This is a genomic window from Acrocarpospora pleiomorpha, from assembly GCF_009687885.1.
GTDB lineage: Bacteria > Actinomycetota > Actinomycetes > Streptosporangiales > Streptosporangiaceae > Acrocarpospora > Acrocarpospora pleiomorpha.
Map to the genome: position 1 here is coordinate 247,260 of NZ_BLAF01000004.1, position 21,501 is coordinate 268,760.

Consider the following 21,501-nt stretch of genomic DNA (forward strand, 5'->3'; position numbering starts at 1 on the left):
CCGCCGAGCACGTCGCGTTCGTGGCGGACAACCGCCGGTTCTTCATCGAGGTGCTGCCCGGCCGGGACGCCCCGATCGGCACGCCGGGCGGCGCGCAACGGACCGGCCCCATCGGCGTGGACACCCTGCTGGTCGCGGAACGTCAGGAGTGAGCGATGCCCATCTACGCCATGGCGGTGCTGCGCGGCGACTTCGGCCGCATCGAGATCCACCCGGCCACCTGGCGCTCGGTGTGCCCGCACGATCCAGGCCGCTTGACGGCGCCGTGCAGAGGAAGTGGATCGGCTACGGAGTGCGCGAGTATCGCGGCAACGCCAGGCGTTACCGGAACGAACTGCGCAGGATCGACGGCTGAGGGAAAGACCGTCTACCTGACCTCACCGCTATGCGGAGAGGAGACCGCGAACTCTTTACGGCCCTGCGGTTTGGAAACTACGGTGGACACCGCAGCGTAAGACGCTGTTTGCCATCGAGACACAAGACCCCCGGTGGATTTCCCCGCAACTCAGACGAGTTCGGCCGATAACGCTATGAGGGTGTCTGATGTGCACTCCGACGCCTCTGCCGGCCGCCTTCGCCAAATCGCGAGAGGATCGCCATGTACACATCGGTGGTTGTCGGAAATCCCAAGCCCAATTCCCGGACGCTATCTTTGGCTCGTGCTGTCGCGCGAGCACTGACCCCCGATCACTTCGAGAGTACATTCGAATTGGATCTCGCGCTCCACACGGATGAGATCTTCTCATGGCCTTCGGAGTCGATGGCGGCGCTGTCTGACCGGGTGGCCGCCAGCAATCTGCTGATCGTCGCGACTCCGACCTATAAGGCGTCCTATTCCGGCCTGCTCAAGGCGTTCCTCGACCGATACTCACACAGGGCTCTTCACAACACGTTGGCGGTCGCGGTGATGACCGGTGGTGGCATGGATCATGCCATGTCGCCGGAAGCGCACCTGCGGCCCCTGCTGATCGAACTCGGTGCGGTGGTGCCATGCGCGTCGCTCTATTTCCTGACCTCACGCATGCACGAGATGGACGCGGTGGTCGAGGGATGGCTGGCGGAGAATTTGCTCGCCATCACGGCATTGCGCGCGGCCGTCGGGGTCAGGAGCGAAGCCGGGCAGGTGACTGTCGGTTGAACGGCAACCTCGCCGCCGGGGCCGCGGTGTCAGCCGCGGACAGCGATTTCAGGCGGCCGTTCCGTGACGCGCTCGGACATTTCGCATCGGGTATCACCGTGCTGACCGGCGAACATGACGGCAAGCGCCTCGGGATGACCTGCCAATCCTTTTTCAGCGTTTCGCTGGAGCCTCCGCTGATCTCAGTCAGTGTGAGTCAATCATCGTCCACCTTTCCCAACATCCGTTCCAGCGGTCAGTTCTGCGTGAACGTGCTGACGGCGCGGCAGCGGTGGGTGTCCGACCGGTTCGCCGCATCCGCTGAGGATCGTTGGCGAGGGCTGGAGCCGGCTGCCTCGCCGGCCGGCAACCCGATCATCCCCGGCTCGCTCATGTGGATCGACTGCACAATCGTCGCCGAACACCTCTCCGGAGACCACGCGCTGGTCGTGGGTGAGGTGACGGCCTTTGACCGGCCTCAGGAACAGTCTGAGGGTCCGCTCCTGTACTACCGAGGCGCCTACCGGGTTCTTCGCGGCGCGGAAGCGGTCATCTGACAGCCGCATCATCCGCAATTCGCATTGTGGTGATGCATTACCAGCTCCTTTAGTGGCGCGACGCGCCACCTTATATATCCGCGGTCGGCTGATGCTTCGCACAACAGTCCAGCGGAAGCCGCCTCAGAAAGGAAAAGATCGTGTTCGCTGGCATTCCAGGGAGCGGTCGCCGGGCCGCGCTTGCCGTAGCGCTGTCAGTGTTGCTGGCCGCCTGCGGCACGGATGCGGAGAGCAGTACGAGCGGTGCCCGTGGCCTGAAGGTCGCGGTGGCAGTCGCGCCATCTTCGCTCGACCCGTACCTTACCTCCAGCCCTAACGTCAATGCGGTGGTCCAGAACATCGCTGAACCATTGTTCCGCCGCAGTATTGACGACTTCACCAAGGTCGAGCCATGGCTCGCGACCGACTTCCAGGTGTCCGCCGACGGCCTATCCGTAACGCTGCCGATCCGCAAAGAAGTCACCTTCCACGACGGCACCCCGCTGGACGCGGAAGCCGTTAAGTACAACATCGACCGTTGGCTGGAGACGCCGACCTTCTACAGCTCTTACATCAGGGCGATCGAGAACGTGACGGTAGTCGACGATCTGACCGTACAGCTGACGCTGTCGGCGGCGGACCCGGTTCTCAAGACGGCGCTCACCTCTGCCGGGTTCATGATTCTCTCCCCCAAGTCGTTCACGTCGCTGGGAAACTCGTCGAAATCGTACGTGCACCCTGTTGGCACCGGGCCCTTCGCGTTCGAGAAATACGAGGCGGGCTCCTCGCTGAGCATGAAGCAATTCAGTGACTACTGGGGCGGCCGCTCGTACTACAGCACCATCACCTATCAGTACGTCTCCGACGCCAACACCCGGGAGTCTTTGCTGCTCTCCGGTCAGGTCGATCTTATTCGTGACCCACCGATCACCGACTTGACGTCCTTGGCCTCGAACTCCGCCGTCCGGGTCACCACGAGTGCGGGCCAGGCCGGTTCCTCGTTGCTTTACCTGCACACTCAGCGGGCACCGCTCGACGACGTCCGTGTTCGCCAGGCACTCAACTACGCGATCGACAAGGACGCCCTGGCAAAGGCGATTTACGGGGATCTGGCCGTGCCTGCGTACAGGACCGGTGTCCCCAGCGTGCTGGCGAACTGCGAGCAGGAGCAGGAGGGCTACCCCTTCGACCCGGACAAGGCACGTCAGCTGTTGTCCGAGGCGGGTGTATCAGACCTCACGCTCAAGTTCGCCTCTGTCCAGGGGGCCTTCCTCGGCTCAGACGAGGTCGCCACCGCCTTGACCGGGATGCTCGGGGCGGTTGGGGTCAAGATCGACCTGGAGAACCCCACCGCGACCAACTACTCGGCCGGCCAGCTCGTCAAGCCGTCCGATGCCGCCTGGGACCTGGTTCTCACCAACCGTTCAATGACTCTGGACAGTTACGACTTCCTGCGTTTCTTCACCTCGTCGGAGCTTCCCCCTGACGGCCGCGACGGGACCTTCATGTCGAACGCGGAGTACGACGCGAAGGTCGAGCAGATCGGAAAGGCGGCCAACATCGCCGATCGTTCCAGCCTGTCCTGCGAAGGTGAGAAGGCCCTCCTGACCGAGGCCCCATTGCTGTTCCTGTTCTCCGTCAACGGAGTCCTGGTCTCGCGTGCCGACGTCCGCGGAGTCGTCATGCAGCCGGACCTCCAGCTGCGCGTGACCCAGCTCACGGAGCAGTAAGCGATGGCTGCGGCGGTTGCCACACCCGCGACTCCAACGGATCCAGGGCGACGGATCGCGCTACCTCGGGGACTCCTGACATACGTGGCGCGGAGAGCGCTGTACGGCCTCATGACGCTGGTCTTGGTCGTCAGCACGGTCTTCCTGATCATCCGCGTGCTGCCGAGCGATCCGGCGAGGACCCTCGCGGGGGAGAACGCGCCGCCGGAGCGAGTGGCTCAGATCCGCGAAGAGCTTCGCCTGGACGAGCCCATCTTGACGCAGTATCTCGACTACTTGGGGGGTCTTCTCCGAGGCGACATCGGCCGGTCGGCCCTCAACGGCCGGCCGGTGGCGGAGGTCGTGGGCGAGCGGATCCCCGACACCCTGATGCTCGCATTGCTCGCGGTGGTGATCGGAGCCGCCGCGGGTGGCTTCCTGGGAGTTCGCGCCGCCCGGCTCCCAGGGCGATGGGTCGACCGGGCGCTGTCGGTGGCAACGGGGGCCGGAGTGGCGATCCCGGCCTTCTGGCTGGGATTGCTGCTCATCAAGTTCCTGGCCGTCGACCACCAGGTGTTCCCGGCCTCAGGTCAGCAAGGGCCCCTGGCGATCGTCCTGCCGGCATTGACACTGGCGGTCTATGTCTTCGCGGTCGTGGGCAAGATCGTGCGCAGCGCCATGATCGAGGTCCTGCACGAAGACTTCGTCAGGACCGCGCTGGCCAAGGGGTGTTCACCCAGTCGCGCCGTGTGGCGTCACGGTGCGCGCAACTGCTCCCTGTCCGTCTTGACGGTCATCGGACTACAGCTCGGCGCGCTGCTCGGGGGGTCGGTCATCGTGGAGGCCACCTTCAGCTGGCCTGGTCTGGGAAGCCTGGTAACGGACGCGATCACCAACCAGGACCTGGCCGTCGTCCAAGGTGGCGTCCTGTGTTTCGCGTTCCTGTTCGTTCTCGTCAACCTGCTCGTCGATGTCACTTACGGGTTGCTGGACCCAAGGATCGAGCACTCATGAGACCCAGACCGACCTCCTTCCCGCGCCGTTTCCTCCAGCAGAGGCTGGCGGCGCTGGCTTTGGTCTACCTGCTGCTCCTGGTCCTGGCCGGAGTTTTCGCGCCGGCTCTCACCTGGTACTCGCCGGACACGGTCGACATCGCCGCCAGGTTCGCACCCTGGTCCTGGGACCGGCCCCTGGGCGCGGACGCGACCGGGCGTGACATCTACACGCGCCTTGTCTACGGAACCCGGCTGACCCTCGGGATCTCACTCGCGGCCGTCACCATCGGGCTGCTGATCGGTACGGCGTTCGGAGTCCTGTCAGGCCTGCTACGGCAGTGGGTCGACACCGGCATCCAGCGGGTGACCGATGTGCTGCTGTGCCTGAGCGCGACCATCTTCGGCATGCTGCTCGCCGCGGCGTTCGGTCCTTCGTGGACGAACGTCGTGATCGCCGCGGGTCTGAGCCTTATCCCTGTGTTCAGCAGGCTCTCGCGCAGTCTGACTTTCTCGGTACGCAACGAGCTCTACATCGAGGTCGCCCGCGCCCAGGGAGCCTCCACGGGGCGGATCGTGCGCTCCCATCTCCTGCCGAACATCGGCGGTTCACTGATCGCCATGACCTCCTTGAGCATGGGATACGCCATCCTCAGCATCGCCGGCCTGGGCTTCCTCGGGATCGGCGGAAGCATTCTGGACGCTGAGTGGGGAAGCATGATGGGCGCGGCGAGAAACGCGTTCTTCGCTCACCCCGGCCAGATCACGGTGCCAGGCCTGGTGATCATCGTAACGGTGGTGGCGTTCATGCTGCTCAGCGACGGGCTTCAGGCCGCCTTGGACCCGAGGCTGGGAACTTCGAACGCGTCACTGCTGGCCCCCACCCGGCGAGGGGTGAAACGCTCGCTCTCCGCCTCTCGGGAGCAGGGCGGCGATGCCGTTTTGAACGTGGAGCGACTCACGGTCAGTTTCGATGGGCGCGAAGCGGTACGCGACATCTCTTTCTCCCTACGCCCCGGGGAGACTCTCGGCATCGTGGGGGAATCCGGCTCCGGCAAGAGCGCTACGGCGTCCGCCCTGCTCGGGCTGCTACCAAGCCCTCCGGCTCGGGTGGCGGCCGCCAAGGCGCAGTTGGACGGCATCGACCTGATGCGGGCAAGCGAGCGGGAGATTCGGGACCTGCGCGGAGGACGGCTGGCCTACATCGCGCAGAATCCGATGAAGGCACTGAATCCGCTCATGACCATCGGCGCGCAGATCGGCGAGGCGCTGACGCTGCATCAGTCGGGGCTGAGCAGGGGCGAAGTGCGCTCCCAGGTGATTCAGGCGTTGGCCGGGGTGGGAATCAGCGACCCGGCCCGGCGTTGTGACGAGTACCCACATCAGATGTCGGGCGGAATGCTGCAACGCGTCGCCATCGCTATGGCCATGATTAATCGGCCGGACCTGCTGATCGCCGACGAACCGACCACCGCGCTGGATGTGACCGTCCAGGCACAGGTGCTGGACCTGCTCAACGTGGCCAAGCGAGCCACCGGGGCCGCGACGGTCCTCATCACGCACGACATCGGAGTGGTATCGGAGTACGCCGACCGTGTGTGCGTACTGTACAGCGGAGAGGTGGTCGAGACAGGGCCGGCGCGTCGCGTTGTAGAGAACCCCCGGCATCCCTACACCAGAGCGCTCCTGGCCTCCAGCCCTCGTCTGGATGGCCCGCTCGGAGGGCTGCGGCCGATCCCAGGTCGGCAGCCCGGTCCGGGAGACACGCTTTCCGGCTGCCGGTTCGCACCACGCTGCGCGGAGGTGCTCGAGTCGGCGGGCTGCATGACGCAGGCGCCGACGCTTCGACTCGTCGACGGGCTCCAGGTCCGCTGTCATCGCGCGGAAACGCTCGGAGCGGCGGACTCCGTTAACGAGGGGTCCGAGCGCATGCAGGAAGGTGACCACATTGAAGCCGCTCGTTGAGCTGAACAGCGTCTCGTTCGCCTATCCATCCAAGCGCCGGGGTGTGGCTCCGGTTCAGGCCTTGTCGAAAGTGTCCCTGGCGATCGGTGAAGGCGAGGCCGTCGGGCTCGTCGGCGAGTCGGGAAGCGGAAAGAGCACGACGGGACGGGTGATCTGCGGACTGCTTGAGCCCGCAGACGGAAGTATCAACTTCGGCGGAAGCCCATATGACTCCCGCAGCCGCTCCGGATCCAAACGGCTACGACACGGTATTCAGATGCTCTGGCAGGATCCCTACGGATCGCTGAACCCCCGTTTCACCGTACTCGACGTGATCGCCGAACCTCTTCGGATCAGAGGGCTGCAGAAGTCCGACGGCGGGGAGCGCCAAGTCAGGGAGCTGCTTGAGCAGGTCGGGCTGGACCCATCGTTCCGCTTCAAGTACCCCCACCAATGTTCGGGAGGGCAGCGGCAACGCATCGCCATCGCGCGCGCACTCGCTGTCCGCCCGCGTCTCCTGGTTCTCGATGAGCCGGTGTCCGCCCTGGATGTCTCGGTGCAGGCGCACATCATCAACCTGCTCCAAGACCTGCGCGACAGATTCGGGCTCGCCTACCTGTTCATCTCACACGACCTTGCAGTGGTCAGGTATGTGTGTGAACGGGTGTCGGTCATGTATTTGGGCGAAGTAGTCGAGTCGGGCGAGACATCGCAGATCTTGACGGCCCCGAATCACCCATACTCGGCCGCCCTGCTGTCGGCGGTACCGACGACGACCAGGCGGGCAACCGAGCGGATCGTCCTGCAGGGCGATACCCCCAGCCCGTCGAGCCCACCCAGCGGATGCCGGTTCCACACGCGGTGCTGGAAGGCGACCGATGTGTGCCGATCGCTGCCGCCGGAGCCGGTTCCGGTAGCCGGTGCCACTGTCGCGTGCCACCACCCGATGTCGTCGGCCCTCTCACGCTAGGAACTCAGATGGACCGCGCTGTGCCAGCCCGCTTGACCAGTACGCACTGGGGTGTCTTCGAGCCCGTCGTCGTCGATGGCGAGGTAGTCGAAGTATTGCCGTTCGAGCGAGATCCGGCGCCGTCGTACCTCGGTGCGTCCATCCGTGACGGGATGCTCGGTGACACCCGGGTCCGCTGTCCGATGGTGAGCGAGTCGTGGCTGCTCCGCAGTCCGCGGCGTGGTCCGGGCAGGCGCGGGGCGGGGCGATTCGTGCAGGTCTCCTGGGCTGAGGCGCTCGACCTCGTCGCCTGGGAACTTGACCGCGTGCGCACGTGTCACGGCAACACGGCGATATACGCGGGCTCTTACGGATGGGCCTCCGCCGGCAGGTTCCATCACGCCCAGAGTCAGCTGCGACGGTTCATGAACCTCCTGGGAGGTGCGACGACGGCCAGGGGTGCGTACTCATTCGCCGCCGCCCAGGCCGTTCTTCCTCATGTCATCGGCTCCACGGACGGCTGCGTCGACGGCCACAGCGACTGGGACACGATCATCGAGAACACCGATATGGTCCTCGCGTTCGGCGGGCTACCCGCGAAGAACGCCCAGGTCGGTTCAGGTGGGTTCGGTGAGCACCACACGCCCGGGCACCTGCGGCGCGTAGCGGCCCGGGGGATCCGAGTCGTCAACGTGTCGCCACTCCGCGACGACTGCCCGGAGGAGCTCAACGCGCAGTGGGTGCCCGTCGTCCCCGGCTCGGACCTCGCCCTGGTGTTGGCACTATGCCACACGCTCGTAGTCGAGGGCCTGTACGACCGCGACTTCACGGCGACGCGCTGCGTGGGATTCGACGAGTTCAGGGCCTACTTGGTGGGCGCGGTGGACGGGGTCTCGAAGGACGCACGATGGGCCGGCGCTCACACAGGCGTGGGGGCGGAGGACATCGTCGCCTTGGCGCGTTCCCTGGCCGGCGGCCGCTCGATGGTGATGATGGCCTGGGCTCTCCAGCGCGGGGAGAACGGGGAGTCGATGTGCTGGGCAGTGGTGGCGCTGGCCTGCCTGATCGGCCAGATCGGTCTGCCCGGAGGCGGCTTCGGGATCGGATACTCCGCTGTCAACGGTCCTGGGAACGGTCGCAGGCGGGTGCGCTGGCCGTCGCTTCCACAGGGACTCAACCCCGTCACCGAGAGCATCCCCGTCGCCCGGATCGCCGATGCCTTGCTGGACCCCGGCGGGCGCTACGAGTACGGCGGACGGAAGCACACCTATCCGGACATCCGCCTGGTGTACTGGGCCGGGGGGAATCCGTTCCACCACCACCAGGACCTGGGCCGCCTGGCTGAGGCTTTCCAGCGGCCCGAGACCGTGGTCGTGCACGACCTGCACTGGACCGCGACCGCGAAGCACGCCGACATCGTCCTGCCTGTCGCCTCGGCACTCGAACGCAACGATCTCGGCGCTTCGGGACGTGACAACTACCTCATAGCCATGGCCCAGGCTCTGCCCGCGCTTGCCTCATCCCGGACCGATTTCGACATCTTCACAGAACTGGCCGGTCGGCTCGGTTTCGGGGACGCGTTCACCGAGGGTCGCGACGAGAAAGCGTGGCTGCGGCATCTGTACGGCCGGTTTCAGGAGTCCGTGGACTTTCCCACGCCGTCGTTCAGCGAATTCTGGCGGCGCGGCTGGCTGAGCGTTCCTGACGAGCCGGCTGACACAGTCCTCTTCGGACAATTCATCAGTGACCCGGGCGGCGCGCCGCTCAATACGCCGTCCGGGCGTATCGAGCTTTTCTCCCAGACTGTGGCCGGCTTCGGCTATCCGGAGATCCCTGGCCGGGCGCACTGGAGGGAGCCCACCGAGTGGCTCAACGGTCCCGGTGCCACGACGTACCCGCTGCATCTGATCAGCAATCAGCCGGCCACCCGCCTGCACAGTCAGCTGGACGCCGGATCCGTCAGCGCCGCCGCGAAGATCAGGAATCGCGAGCCGATCCGATTGAATCCGGGAGACGCCTCGGCGCGAGGTATCTCACCTGGTGACGTCGTGCTGGTCCGAAACGAACGGGGCAGCTGCTTCGCCGGCGCGGTCCTGGACGACGCGGTGAGACAGGGGGTCGTGCACCTCGCCACCGGTGCCTGGTTCGACCCCGTCGATCCGGCGACGGCGGGATCGCCCTGCGCGCACGGCAACCCGAATGTGCTCACCCTCGACAAGGGCACGACGCGGTTGGGGCAGGCGCCGATAGCCATGAGCTGCCTCGTCGAGGTCGAACGGTTTGACGCTGAGCCCCCGGCGGTTCGCGCCTGGCTGCCACCCCCACCTGCCGACCGCGGTGTCCGTTTGGCCGATGCGATCGCGGCTCGGCTCAACGAGGGACCGAGCCGGCCACTCACCTCATCCACGACCGATTGAGCGGGAACGAACGCCATGACGAAGAACAGAGAACAGTTGCACCTGAACCTCTTCCCCATGGGAGTGGGACACCACGAGGCGGCCTGGCGTCATCCGGTTTCCACGCCGGCGCGGATCCTGGACCCGCGTTACTATCACGAACTGGCGCAGCTCGCGGAGCGCGGACTGTTCGACTCCATCTTCTTCGGTGACATCTTGGCCCTCGGCCACCGGATCAAACACAACGTGCACACGGTCCTTGAACCGATCACCCTGCTCTCGTCCATCTCCGCGGTCACCGAGCGGGTGGGACTGATCGGGACGGCCTCCACCACGTTCAACCTGCCCTACAACCTGGCCCGCATGTTCGCGTCCCTGGATCACCTCAGCTCCGGGCGCGCGGGCTGGAACATCGTGACCTCGAGCGCGGACCCGCTGGAGGCCCAGAACTTCGGGCTGGAAGTCAACGTCGACCACGCGGAACGCTACGAGGTGGCCACCGAGTTCGTCGATGTCGTGGTCGGCCTGTGGAACTCGTGGGAGCCTGACGCCCTGGTCATGGACAAGGCATCGGGCGTCTTCGCCGATCCGGCAAAGGTCCGCTCGCTGGATCATCAGGGCAAGCATTTCCGTGTGCGCGGGCCGCTGAATGTGCCCCGGTCGCCCCAGGGATCGCCGCTTCTGGTCCAGGCGGGCTCCTCGCCGGCGGGCAGAACTCTGGCCGCGTCCCGCGCACACGCCATCTTCACCGCACAGCAGTCGATGGAGGAGTCGCGCGAGTTCCGCCTCGACATTCACCGCCGCGCTGCCGCGTTCGGCCGGCGGCCGGCGGAGGTGACGATCTTGCCAGGGCTGGTGCCGATCGTGGCGCCGACGGTCGCCGAGGCACAGGAGCTCGTTCGTGAGCTCAACGAATTGATCGTGGTGGACTACGCGTTGGCTCAGCTGTCCGTGCAACTGGAGGTCGACCTGATCGGCTCCGAGCTTGACGCGAAGGTGCCTCCGCTACCGGATGTCGAGCATGTGCGCGGCAACCGAAGTCGCTTCGTGATGCTCAGGGACCTTATCGAAGCGGAGCGGCCGACCGTGCGCGAGCTGATCACACGCATCGGCGGGCTGAGAGGCCACGGTGTGGTCGTCGGCACGCCGCAGATGATCGCGGACCACATGCACACCTGGTTCGAGGAGGGCGCCGCCGACGGATTCAACCTGCTCGGAGCCCTGCAACCCACGATCGTCGAGTCCTTCGTCAAGGAGGTGGTGCCGCTGCTTCAGGACCGAGGGATATTCCGCACCGAGTACGCCACCAGCACCCTGCGAGGGCACTACGGAGCGGACTCGTCGGCACGTCAGGCGGTCCGGGGGTGACCATGTCCGATCACTTCAACGCGGCGCAATTCCTGGTCGGACGGCACGTCGAGGAGGGCCGGGGCGAGCGGGTCGCGGTGCGCGGAACGCAGACCCTGACCTACGCGGAGCTTGACGATCTCAACGCGCGAGTGTCCGCAGGTCTCCGCGGACTCGGCCTGCGCCGGGACGACCGCGTGATGCTGGTGATGGTCGACGACGTTCCGATGCTGTCGGGCATTCTCGGCGCGTTCCGCGGGGGCTACGTCGCCGTACCGGTCTCGACGATGCTCAACGGTTCCGAACTCGGCAAGATCCTCGCCGACTCGGGCGCCCGGGTGCTGCTCGTCTCCGGCGAGTTCGCGGAGACGGCCGCCCAGGCGCTCAGCATGGCGCCGGCCGTGGAGCACGTCGTCTTCGACGGCACGCCTTGCCCGGTGCCCGAAGGCGTGGCCGTTCACACCTGGGAGGAACTGGTCGGCCAAGGTCAGGACGACGCCCCGGTGCAGACCACAGATGACTCATGGGCCCTGTGGCTCTATACCTCCGGCACGACCGGGACCCCGAAAGCCGCGATGCACCGGCACGCGAACATTCGCCACGTCACCGAGACCTACGGAGCCGAGGTGCTGGGAATCACCTCCGAGGACTCGACCTTCTCCATCGCCAAACTGTTCTTCGCGTACGGCATCGGCAACTCCGTCTTCTTTCCGCTCTCGGTCGGCGCGACGACCATTCTCGAGCCGCGCCGGCCGACCCCGGACGTGGTCGCCGAGCGGGTGAACGCCGACCGCCCGACACTCTTCTTCGGGGTGCCGACTTTCTACGCGGCACTGGTCGCCAGCGGGCTGGCCGACGACACCTTCGCGTCCGTACGCCTGGCCACGTCCGCGGGAGAACCTCTCCCGGCACCACTGCAGGAGCGCTTCACCTCGCGTTTCGGGGTGGACATCATCGACGGCATCGGCTCGACCGAGGCGCTGCACATCTTCCTGTCCAACCGGCCGGGGGAGATTCGGCCGGGTACCACCGGCCGCCCCGTGCCCGGCTATAACGTCGAGGTCCGGCTTGCCGGCGGCGGCCTGGCCCCGGCGAACGAGCCGGGAACACTCCACGTCCGAGGCGAGTCGATCGCGCTGGGCTACTGGCGGCGCACCGACGCGTCTCGTCTGGTGTTCGAGGGTGAGTGGCTCAGCACCGGCGACACCTACTTCGTCGACGACGAAGGGTTCTTCCATTGCCTCGGTCGTAACAGCGACATGATGAAGGCCGGGGGTATCTGGGTCTCGCCCACCGAGGTGGAAAGCCGGCTGCTGGCCCATCCATCTGTGCGTCAGGCCGCCGTGGTGGGTATCCCGGACGCCGACGGCCTCGACAAACCCGTCGCGGTTGTGGTGGTCGACCCCGCAGTGTCTGAAGGAGAGCTGATCACCTGGTGCCGTCAGGGGCTCGCGCACTTCAAGGCTCCCCGCAAGGTCGTCTTTGCCGACGATCTCCCCAAGACCGCGACCGGCAAGCTCCAGCGGTTCCGCGTGCGTGACCAGCTCTCCAACCCGATGTGAAACCGGGGCGACTCCAGCTGGGCTATTCCGCGGCGTTGTCGAAGTGCCGCATCGCCACCATCCCGTGGGTGTATGCCGCCCCCGCTCGCAGCGCGGCCGCGATGAAGACGGTCTCCGCAATCTCCTCCTCAGTCGCGCCGAGCTTCTTCAGCACGCCGGTATGTGAGGAGATGCAGAACTGGCACTGCGTGGTCAGGGCGACTCCGAGGGCTATCAGCTCGCGATACTTCGGCGGGATCGCGCCGTCCTTCCGACCGACGGTGCTGGCCATGAACGCCGAAAATGATGCCGCCTCCGCCGGTGCGGAACGGCGGAGCTGGGGCGTGTACGCGCGATCGGCGGCGTGCTCGTGAATGTCAGTGGTCATCGATTCCTCGTCTGGGGAGGGAGCCCGCCCTCTGTCGGGGGCCGGGCTCGAATCTGGGCGTGAGAGATCTCTCAGAGGTCCGACGGCGGGTATCACCAGCGTTTCCGAAGGATCCGGTCCGACTGTAGGTGGCTAGGTCACCCGAGCTGTAACCATCCGGGCTCATCCTCCGCATGGCGGATAAGCAAGGTCCGCACAGGACCCGCGTGTGACTTTGCGTGATGGAATCTCCGTAAAGACAACCCTAGCTTTCCCCGTACGACGCCACGGCGCGCGTGGAGTTCTTTCGAGCACCTGAGATCCGCATGGCGGACGATTGTGATGGAAATCGGTGTCGCCGCTTGCCGCGACCCGGTGGAGGCAATCACGCTTGGATCACTGTTGCGGCCGGCGCGATGCCCCTCGCCGCTCCTCATTTCTTTGTTCCCCTCACGAAAGTTGACGACGATGAGCCTCAGTGACTCCCGCGAGGAGGACGGCCGGTCCTTCCCGTTCGCGCCCGGCAACGAGAAGATCCAGCCTGAGCTGGTTCCACAGGCTCGCTGTCCTCATCTGTCGGAGGTGACGCGGGTGGAGGAACTTCTTCCCTATTTCGAAAGTGTCGCGCGCCGGCCGTACAGCCCTGGACTCTGGCCTGCCTGGGACCTGAAGAAGGGGGAACGAGTCCTCCTCCGTGTCACCAACTGGCACGATCCCCTGGTTGTGGAGGCTGCCCGCCTCACCTTCGAAAAGTTCGGGGTCGAGTACACGATCGAGGTGGAGGAGAAGGGCCCGATCCCGGCGTGGCAGGGGCATGACGAGGTGGAGTACTACCTCGCCCGAACCCCGGAGCTCGCGCGCTGGATTGACGAGTGGGAGGAACTCGACAAGGCCGGCGCCTACGACAAGATCATCATGGGATACGGCGGTCCGATCCTGCGCGACCGCCACGTCAAGATCCAGCGGTTCCCCTTCATCACCCGCGAGATGGTGGCGTCGCCGGCGCATCTGTTCCCGGCCGAGTTGCTGATCGCCATCGACGAGTGGACGTGGGCGGCAGTCCGCGAAGCGCGAACCGTGCGTATCACCGACCCTGAAGGCACGGATCTGCGGTTCACCAACCATCACGCCTACTGGGACGAGAGTCGCTCTGTATACAGCCGCGAACACGTGGAGAAGTCCTACTCCAGCAACGTCGCGTACGGCGAGACCTATCTGCCCGGCCACATCTGGGGCCGGCCGCACTTCCACATCCCGGAAGAGGACGGGACGGGTGTCATCGCCGGCACCATGAACCACATCGCGCCGTACCCGCGGATGGAGTTGCGGATCGAGAAGTCGAAGATCGTCGAGATCGTCGGTGGGGGAGAGTTCGGCGAGAAGCTACGCCAGGTCATGGCGGCCAACGCTCATGTCCAGTACCCGGGCTTCGGGACCACGGGACTGATGCAGTGGTGGGAGGCGTCGATCGGGACCAATCCCAAGGTGCACCGCCCCCGCGCCGGCTACGCGCAGGGCTACAACTGTGGCCTCTACGAGCGGACGCGCAGTGGCATCATCCACATCGGGTTCGGCACCGTGATCTCGGCGGACACGGAGCGGCAGGCGGCACGCGAGGGCCTGACGGTCGGCCACTGGCATGTGCACCTGAACTACCCCACTTACGTAGCCGAGGGCACGCCCCATGGTGACCGTGTCGTCATCGAGAACGGCCGCCTCAAAGCCCTCGACGACCCCGCCATCCGGGCGATCGCGGCGAAGTACGGCGACCCTGACGAGTTGCTTCGCGAGGACTGGATCCCCGCTGTCCCGGGACTGAACCTGCCGGGCGACTATGACCGCGACTTCGCCTCGGACCCTATGGACTTCACCATGACCGAGCTCGATATCTGCCGTAAGTGGCACCCGCTGTTCATGCGCATGATCTCCGGTGACGGGTCCCCCAGCTGCCATGGATGACGGGGCGGGTCCCTCTATCGCGCTGCCTGCGAGATGGCCTGTGCCGCCTCCAGAACCGCCCCGATGTGGGGGTGAGGTGAGAAACGGCTGGTCGGGCCCGAGAGCGTGATCGCCGCTTGCGGCTCGTGGGTTTCCCCCCACGTCACGGCAGCCGAGACGGCCGTCGATCCGGGGATCCTCTGACCTCGCGAAATACAGTATCGATCGCGGATCGTCTTCTCGATGGCTCCGGTCATCGCGCTGAGCGTGGCCGCGGTGGGGTTGTTGAGCAGCCCGCGCAATGCCCTGTCCAAGCCCTCGTACCCGTGTCGATGACGCAGGGCTGTGAGGAACACCATACTTGTCGCCCCGGCGCGTATGGGGATCGGCTGATGCAGGGTCTCGCTGTACCCCAGGGGGTGCAGCGCCGCCAGGGACTCGACGCAGGTGAACTCGGCCGAGTTGACCGGTACGTACAGCCCTACCGACTCCCCGTTGGCGGCGCCGCGCAACCTCCGCATCGGACCGATAGCGGCGGTGATCAGCCTCGAGTTCAGCGGGGGCCTGACCTGGAGGTCGCGGAAGAGCGGCCCGGCGATCGTCCTCCTGCCGGATCTCTGCAGCGCGCCGGTCCGCTCAAGTGCCTCCAGTAAGCGGTACACCGAGGCGCGGCTGATTCCGACCCGAGCGGCAAGCTGCGTCGGGGTGGGAGGGTCTTCGGCGGTGAGCACGATCCGCAGGATCGCGATCGCCTTCTCCACCGACTGAACGGTCTCCTTCCCTTGGCCCGGCATCGGTTCGCGCCCTCCCCTTGTGAAGCGCACCCATGTGCCTGGTGGTGTCCGCTCTGCGTACGCTCATCTAGATGGGCCTACGCCATATGTGTCAATACCCAGGCAAAGAACAACAAAATTTCGTCCTCTATGCGGACGGCAGTCACGGGCATGTTGACGCCATTCCAGTTCGCTGAGCATCCTTCCGGCAGGTCCCGTCATAGTGGCGGGGCTGGAGAGCGACAGGTAGACAGTTGAGCTTTGCAAAGGCAGGAGCAAGGTCCTTCCGACTCGGCGTGGACATCGGTGGCACGTTCACCGACGCGGTGCTCATCGAGGAATCAACCGGCAAGACCATCAATCTGAAGGTGCCTTCGTCGAGGTCGGCACCGTGGAAGCCGGTTCTTGAGGTGATCGATCGCCTCGCCGGGGAGCATGGCGTCCAGCCGCACGAGATCACATACTTCGTTCACGGGACGACCTTGGCGACCAACACCCTCATCGAGCGCAACGGCGCGCGCACGGGTCTTCTGGTCACCCGCGGCTTCCGTGACCTCATGGAGCTCGGCCGAGTCCGCATGGATGATCTGCTCGACTTCGCGATCGAGGCCCAACTCCCGCTTGTCTCCCGTAACGACGTCGTCGAGATCGACGAACGAATCCTCGCCGACGGCACGGTGGACATCCCCCTGAAGCCGGCCCAGGTCAGGGACGCCGGTCGCGCCCTGGTCGACGACGGCGCCGAGGCGCTGGCCGTCTGTTTTCTCCACTCCTACCGCTATCCCGCACACGAGCAAGCCGCGGGCGCGGAACTGAGGATGGACCTTGAGGATTTCTACGTGGCGGTCTCCTCCGAGATCTGGCCCGAGCTCTCGGAGTACGAGCGAGGCATCGTAGCCGTCATCGAAGCCTACGTGGGCAAGCGGATGGCGGCCTACTTCCGGGACCTGACAGCGGGTCTGCGTGACAAGGGCGTCACGGCGAACATGCTGGTGACACGTTCCAACGGCGGCGTCATGACCGCCGAGACGGCGGCGAGTTCGGCAGCGGAGACTCTCCTGTCCGGTCCGGCCTCCGGTGTGGTGGGCGCCTCCTACTCCGGCCATGTCGCCGGGGTCGCCAAGATCGTTGCTTTCGACATGGGCGGGACCAGCGCCGAGGTTTCGGTGATCGATGGGGACCCGGTGCTGAGCAACGAGAGTCGCGTCGGGGGCTTCCCGGCCGTCATGCCCGCTGTCGACGTGGACTCGGTCGGTGCGGGGGGCGGCTCCATCGCCTGGATCGACGCCGGTGGCGTACTGAAGGTCGGTCCGCGCAGCGCGGGCTCGGAGCCCGGACCGGTATGCCTCGGCCGGGGTGGCACCGAGGTCACGGTCACGGACGCATACGTCGAGTTGGGCATCATCGACCCCGATCGTTTCCTCGGCGGCGAACTGAAACTGCGGCGGGATCTGAGTCACGTCGCGCTCGAAGCGCTCGGCGCTCGGCTTGGCGTCAGCGCGGTCGACGCGGCCGACGCCATCGTGCAGGTCGCGACGACCAACATGTACGCGGGCCTGGTCCCTCTCGCGGCCAAGAAGGGCATCGAACTGGCGGACTTCGCGATGCTGCCCTATGGCGGCGCGGGGCCCACGCATGCCTGCATGCTCGCGGAGGAGACGGGGATCCGCCGGGTGGTCGTCCCGCCCGCGCCCGGAACGCTGTGTGCTCTCGGGGCCTTGACCACGGACATCAAAACGCACTACGTCCGCAGCGTCTACGACAAGCTCGAGGATGTCCGACGGGAGGACATGGTCGAGGCGGTGCGCACCATGGAGACAGAAGCCCGCGCCTGGCTGTCTGGCCAGAACCTTGAGACGACCGGCGTAGAGGTTCAATCCAGCGCCGACATCCGTTACGTCGGACAGGGCTTCTACCTGAACGTGCCATGGCCGGCCGGGGACGGCCCCGCGGACCTGACCGCGCTCCAGGAGGCGTTTCACCAGCGCCACGAGCGGTTGTTCCGCTACTCCGACCCGGCATCACCGATCGAGATACTCGCCGTGCGCCTGCAGATCGTGGGAACGATCGCACGACCGCCGGCCCCCGCGAGGCCACTCGCCCGAGAACACCACGATCGGGTCCAGCGCACCCGCAAGGTTTACTCCAAGGGGGAGTACCTGGATGCCTCCGTGCACGCCAGGGAAGATCTACGGCCCGGCGAGTTGCTGCCTGGACCGTGCGTCGTCGAGCAGTACGACACGACGACCTATGTAACCGCTGCCTACGAAGCGACGGTCGACGACGCCTTCAATCTCGTGATCACCGAGAAGGGGAGCAAGTGATGCGCGGCCTCAGCGACCGAGCCCTGCTGGACGTATTCGGGAACCGGTTGCAGGCGATCGCGGAGGAAATGGCCTACATCATCCAGCGCACGGGCTTCACCGTCTACGTGAAGGACGCCCTGGACTTCTCCGCGTCCCTGGTGAACCCGGCGGGGGAGACCATCGCCTACTCCCAGCGGCTCGGAGTGAGCATCACGCCGAAGTCCATGAAGGAGGCACTCCAAGCGGCCGGGCCCTACCAGCCCGGCGACATCGCCATCACCAACGACCCGGCCTCCTCCGGGGGCCTGTCCACCCACCTGCCCGACATCTACCTGTGGAAGCCGGTATTCGACGGCGAGGACATCGTCTGTTTCCTCGCCTGCTTCATCCACAGCACGGACGTGGGAGGAAGTGTCTTCGGAAGCATCTCGCCCGCGAACACCGAGATCTACCAGGAGGGACTGAGGATCCCGCCGAAGAAGCTCTACCGGGCGGGCGAGATCAACCACGACATCCTCGACCTGTTCATGGCCAACTGCCGGATCCCTGAGCAGAACTGGGGAGACATCAAGGCGATCCTCGCGGCGATGAACACGGCGGAGGAGCGGCTGCACGGCATGGTGGACAGGTTCGGCGGTGCCGCGATCACCTCCGCCATGAACGACCTGGTCGACTACGCCGAAGACTCGGCACGAGCCGCGATCCTGGCGATCCCCGATGGCGAGTACCACTGCGTCGACTACCTCGACAACGACATGCACTCCGATCGACCTGTACGCATCGAACTCACGCTCCGCGTGCGGGGCGCCGAGTGCGAGTTCGACTTCACCGGTACCGACGCGCAGGTCCGTTCGGCGATGAACGTGCCTCTGTACGGGCAGATGCACTACTTCATCGCGATGTCCTTCTTCATGTACCTGCACACCATCAACCCCACCTGCCCCTTGAACAGCGGAGTCCTGAGACCTCTGCGCGCGGTGATCGAGGAGGGCTCAATCCTGCACCCAGGCCCATCCGCCGCGGTCGGCGTGCGAGCCGCCACGGTATTCCGGGTCCAGGACGTGCTGCGGGCGACCCTGGCTCTGGCGGTGCCGTCCGTCGTGCCCGCCGCGTCGTCGGGGCAGGTGACCATCCCGCTCGTCTCCGTTCCCGCACTCAAGAAGAACGGGATGCTCCTCAGCACCGTCTCGCCGATCGTGGGCGGCTCCGGAGCACGCCCCGACCGGGACGGGATCGACGGCCGGGGCCTGAGCCTGTCACAGGGGAAGAACGTGCCGGCGGAACGGTTCGAGATGGACGTTCCGGTTGTGATGCGCTCGTTCGGGCTGGTCGCGGACTCGTGCGCTCCCGGCCGTTTCAGAGGGGGTGCGGCGATTCACGTGGAGGTCGAGGCGACCGCTCCCGGCACGGCCCTGACCGCCCGCGGCATGGAGCGCCTTCGCTTCCAGCCCTGGGGCATCGACGGCGGCCATGCCGGGTCGACCGGCCGCACAACCGTGACTCGAGTGGACGGAACCGTCGAGCCGATTGGGAAGATCGACGTCCTTCGGCTCGCTCCGGGTGAGCGCGTCCGCTTCGAGTCGGCATCGGGCGGCGCGCACGGCAACCCACTGGACCGTGCGGTGAACTCCATCGCAGATGACGCGAAGCGCGGCCTTATCAGCGTCGAGCACGCTCGTGAAGCTTACGGAGTGGTGATTGAAGACGGCCAGGTGAACATGGACGCCACCACGGCGGTCCGCATCGTCATGGCCGACTCGGATCGGCCCGGTGGCCTCGACTTCGGATCGGCTCGCGCCGAGTACGACACGGCGTGGCCCGACGCCGCACGCGCTGAATTCAATGCAGTGGTCAAAGCGCTACCTGCTGCGGTGCAGATGCACATTCGTGAACTGCTGCACGAACGAGCAAGTCACCGGATTACCTCGGGGGAATCGGTCTCGCCGGAACTCATCCAAGCCGAGTGGAGAGAGATCAAAAAGCTCTTCCGGATGGCCTGAGCTGCGGTCGAAGCTTACTGAGTACCATCGAAAGGTTAGTGCAATGTCCATTATAGGGAAGGCAAGGGGCCGGTTTACGGTCGCTGCCGTGATCGGGTCAGTGATGCTGGCCCTCGCTGGCTGCGCCAGCGGTTCGACCGGCGGTTCAACAGACGGAGCCAGTGGGCCCGGCGACCAGATCCTCAAAATACTCACCGCGACCGAGCCCCGGAGCCTCAACCCCGTCGTGGATGTCGGCAAGGGCGCCGGAAACATCCAGCGAACGGTAGTGGAATACCTGATCGCCACCGACGAGTCCGGAGTTCCCAACAAGGAGGGACTCGTCACCGCCTGGGCGAGGTCCTCACCGGTCACCTGGGAACTCTCGGTGCGGGAGGGCGTGGAATTCTCCAATGGCGAGAAACTCGACGCGGAGGCTGTCGCTCAGTCGATCACCCTCACCCGAGACTCCGAAGGAATTCTCGCCGCCTACCTCTCGGGCGTCGACGCGAAAGCGACCGCAGACTACAAAGTCGAGGTCACGACAGAGAAGTCGCTCGGCATCCTGCCTGACATCCTCAGTATCGTGCCGGCACTTCCGCCGAAGTATTACGAGCAGGTGGGCCGAGACGGGTTCGGTACGTCGCCGATCGGCACCGGCCCGTTCGTCTTCGGTTCTTGGACGAAGGGCCAATCGATCTCGGTAACCCGTAACGACCGCTATTGGGGTGGCGCTGTCGGCTACAAGGGCGTCACCCTGACGTGGACCCCCGAGGCGTCGAGCCAGGTGTCGCAGCTCACCACCGGAGCCGTCGACATCGTCGACAACGTCGACCCGACTGTCGCGGGCCAACTGAACTCCGCGGACGTCACGGTCAAAAGCCGGCTCGGGCAAAGAACCATGTATCTCCTCATGAACGTCTTCGAGCCGCCGTTCAACAAGGTCGAGGCACGCCGCGCCGTGGTGCAGGCGATCGATCGCGGCGCCATCACCTCATTGCTGGCCGACCAAGGGGCCACCCCCTCGCTTTGGCCGCCGAATTTCGGTAGCAGCACGTCGGGAGGCCAGAATCTCACCGTCTCGAAGGACGCCGCCGCCACCGACTTCCAGAAGGCCGGTGTTTCCAGTATCCCGTTCATCTACACGATCGGCCGATATCCCCAGGACTCGCAGATGGCAGAGGCCATCGGCGCGATGCTCGGCGATGCCAACGTCAAGGTCGACCTGAACGGCCTGGAGTACAACACGTTCATCAAGCAGGTGCTCGGTCGTGGACCCGCCGGCTTGATCATGATCGGGATCGCACCGCTCTACCCCTCCGAGGACGCCATCGCGCAGACGATCCTGAAGACGAACGGCGTCGAGAACTACTGCGCAGACGCCGAGCTCGACAAGGAGGTCGCCGCTGTGCGCGAGATCGACGACCGCGAGAAGAGAAGCGCCCGCTACTCCGAGCTTCAGAACGAGGTGCTGAACGACCGCGTCTGCGTCATGCCGCTGTTCAACTTCCAGGACATCGTCGCAGTCTCAAACCGGGTAAAGGGCTTTGAGCAGAGGGCAGATCAGTACATCGATGTCCGCAAGTTGACATTCACCTGATGATCCA

16 protein-coding genes are annotated in these 21,501 nt (G+C 65.6%); 14 read left to right on the plus strand and 2 right to left on the minus strand.

From position 1 onward, the window contains the following. The first annotated feature begins 232 nt into the window (after window positions 1–232). The 10 genes from Aple_RS55385 (at window position 233) to Aple_RS01205 (ending at window position 12,552) form a co-directional block, all read left to right on the plus strand. A complete protein-coding gene (locus Aple_RS55385; protein WP_281361510.1) occupies window positions 233–355 on the plus strand; it encodes a hypothetical protein in 123 nt (40 codons plus the stop codon). 243 nt (window positions 356–598) lie between these two features. Further along, complete coding sequence (locus Aple_RS01165; RefSeq protein WP_155342523.1) at window positions 599–1,138, plus strand: NADPH-dependent FMN reductase; 540 nt, start codon at window positions 599–601, stop codon at window positions 1,136–1,138. Next, entirely contained in the window at window positions 1,135–1,674 is a 540-nt protein-coding gene (locus Aple_RS01170; RefSeq protein WP_218038045.1) for a flavin reductase family protein, read from the plus strand. The genes Aple_RS01165 and Aple_RS01170 overlap by 4 nt, the downstream gene beginning before the upstream one ends. Window positions 1,675–1,871: 197 nt before the next feature. Then, complete coding sequence (locus Aple_RS01175; RefSeq protein WP_218038046.1) at window positions 1,872–3,383, plus strand: ABC transporter substrate-binding protein; 1,512 nt, start codon at window positions 1,872–1,874, stop codon at window positions 3,381–3,383. Between the two features lie 84 nt (window positions 3,384–3,467). Next, entirely contained in the window at window positions 3,468–4,376 is a 909-nt protein-coding gene (locus Aple_RS01180) for an ABC transporter permease (RefSeq protein WP_170321219.1), read from the plus strand. Next, the gene (locus Aple_RS01185) at window positions 4,373–6,319 is read left to right on the plus strand and encodes a dipeptide/oligopeptide/nickel ABC transporter permease/ATP-binding protein (RefSeq protein WP_155342527.1); all 1,947 of its coding nucleotides are present in this window, start codon (window positions 4,373–4,375) and stop codon (window positions 6,317–6,319) included. Before Aple_RS01180 ends, Aple_RS01185 begins: the two co-directional genes overlap by 4 nt. After that, entirely contained in the window at window positions 6,294–7,268 is a 975-nt protein-coding gene (locus Aple_RS52720; protein ID WP_218038047.1) for an ABC transporter ATP-binding protein, read from the plus strand. Before Aple_RS01185 ends, Aple_RS52720 begins: the two co-directional genes overlap by 26 nt. An 8-nt stretch (window positions 7,269–7,276) precedes the next feature. Beyond that, a complete protein-coding gene (locus Aple_RS01195; RefSeq protein WP_155342529.1) occupies window positions 7,277–9,664 on the plus strand; it encodes a molybdopterin-dependent oxidoreductase in 2,388 nt (795 codons plus the stop codon). 15 nt (window positions 9,665–9,679) lie between these two features. Continuing rightward, window positions 9,680–11,011 (plus strand): LLM class flavin-dependent oxidoreductase, encoded by a 1,332-nt coding sequence (locus tag Aple_RS01200; RefSeq protein WP_155342530.1) that lies wholly within the window; start codon window positions 9,680–9,682, stop codon window positions 11,009–11,011. A 2-nt stretch (window positions 11,012–11,013) separates the two neighbouring features. Next, window positions 11,014–12,552 (plus strand): benzoate-CoA ligase family protein, encoded by a 1,539-nt coding sequence (locus Aple_RS01205; protein WP_155342531.1) that lies wholly within the window; start codon window positions 11,014–11,016, stop codon window positions 12,550–12,552. A 22-nt stretch (window positions 12,553–12,574) separates the two neighbouring features. Here Aple_RS01205 and Aple_RS01210 read toward each other — a convergent pair whose 3' ends face one another. Continuing rightward, the gene (locus Aple_RS01210) at window positions 12,575–12,919 is read right to left on the minus strand and encodes a carboxymuconolactone decarboxylase family protein (protein ID WP_155342532.1); all 345 of its coding nucleotides are present in this window, start codon (window positions 12,917–12,919) and stop codon (window positions 12,575–12,577) included. A gap of 447 nt (window positions 12,920–13,366) precedes the next feature. On the opposite strand from Aple_RS01210, the gene Aple_RS01215 reads away from it, so the two are divergent. Further along, window positions 13,367–14,857, plus strand: coding sequence for a hypothetical protein (locus tag Aple_RS01215; protein WP_155342533.1), 1,491 nt, complete (start codon window positions 13,367–13,369; stop codon window positions 14,855–14,857). Between the two features lie 14 nt (window positions 14,858–14,871). Here Aple_RS01215 and Aple_RS01220 read toward each other — a convergent pair whose 3' ends face one another. Further along, a complete protein-coding gene (locus Aple_RS01220; RefSeq protein ID WP_155342534.1) occupies window positions 14,872–15,630 on the minus strand; it encodes an IclR family transcriptional regulator in 759 nt (252 codons plus the stop codon). A gap of 275 nt (window positions 15,631–15,905) precedes the next feature. On the opposite strand from Aple_RS01220, the gene Aple_RS01225 reads away from it, so the two are divergent. The 3 genes from Aple_RS01225 to Aple_RS01235 all read left to right on the plus strand — a co-directional run bounded on the left by Aple_RS01225 (window position 15,906) and on the right by Aple_RS01235 (window position 21,494). Then, window positions 15,906–17,933: a hydantoinase/oxoprolinase family protein gene (locus Aple_RS01225; protein WP_170321220.1), complete on the plus strand. Its 2,028-nt coding sequence runs from the start codon at window positions 15,906–15,908 to the stop codon at window positions 17,931–17,933. Beyond that, window positions 17,933–19,915 (plus strand): hydantoinase B/oxoprolinase family protein, encoded by a 1,983-nt coding sequence (locus Aple_RS01230; RefSeq protein ID WP_170321221.1) that lies wholly within the window; start codon window positions 17,933–17,935, stop codon window positions 19,913–19,915. The genes Aple_RS01225 and Aple_RS01230 overlap by 1 nt, the downstream gene beginning before the upstream one ends. 88 nt (window positions 19,916–20,003) lie before the next feature. After that, window positions 20,004–21,494: an ABC transporter substrate-binding protein gene (locus Aple_RS01235; protein WP_170321222.1), complete on the plus strand. Its 1,491-nt coding sequence runs from the start codon at window positions 20,004–20,006 to the stop codon at window positions 21,492–21,494. Window positions 21,495–21,501 lie beyond the last annotated feature (7 nt).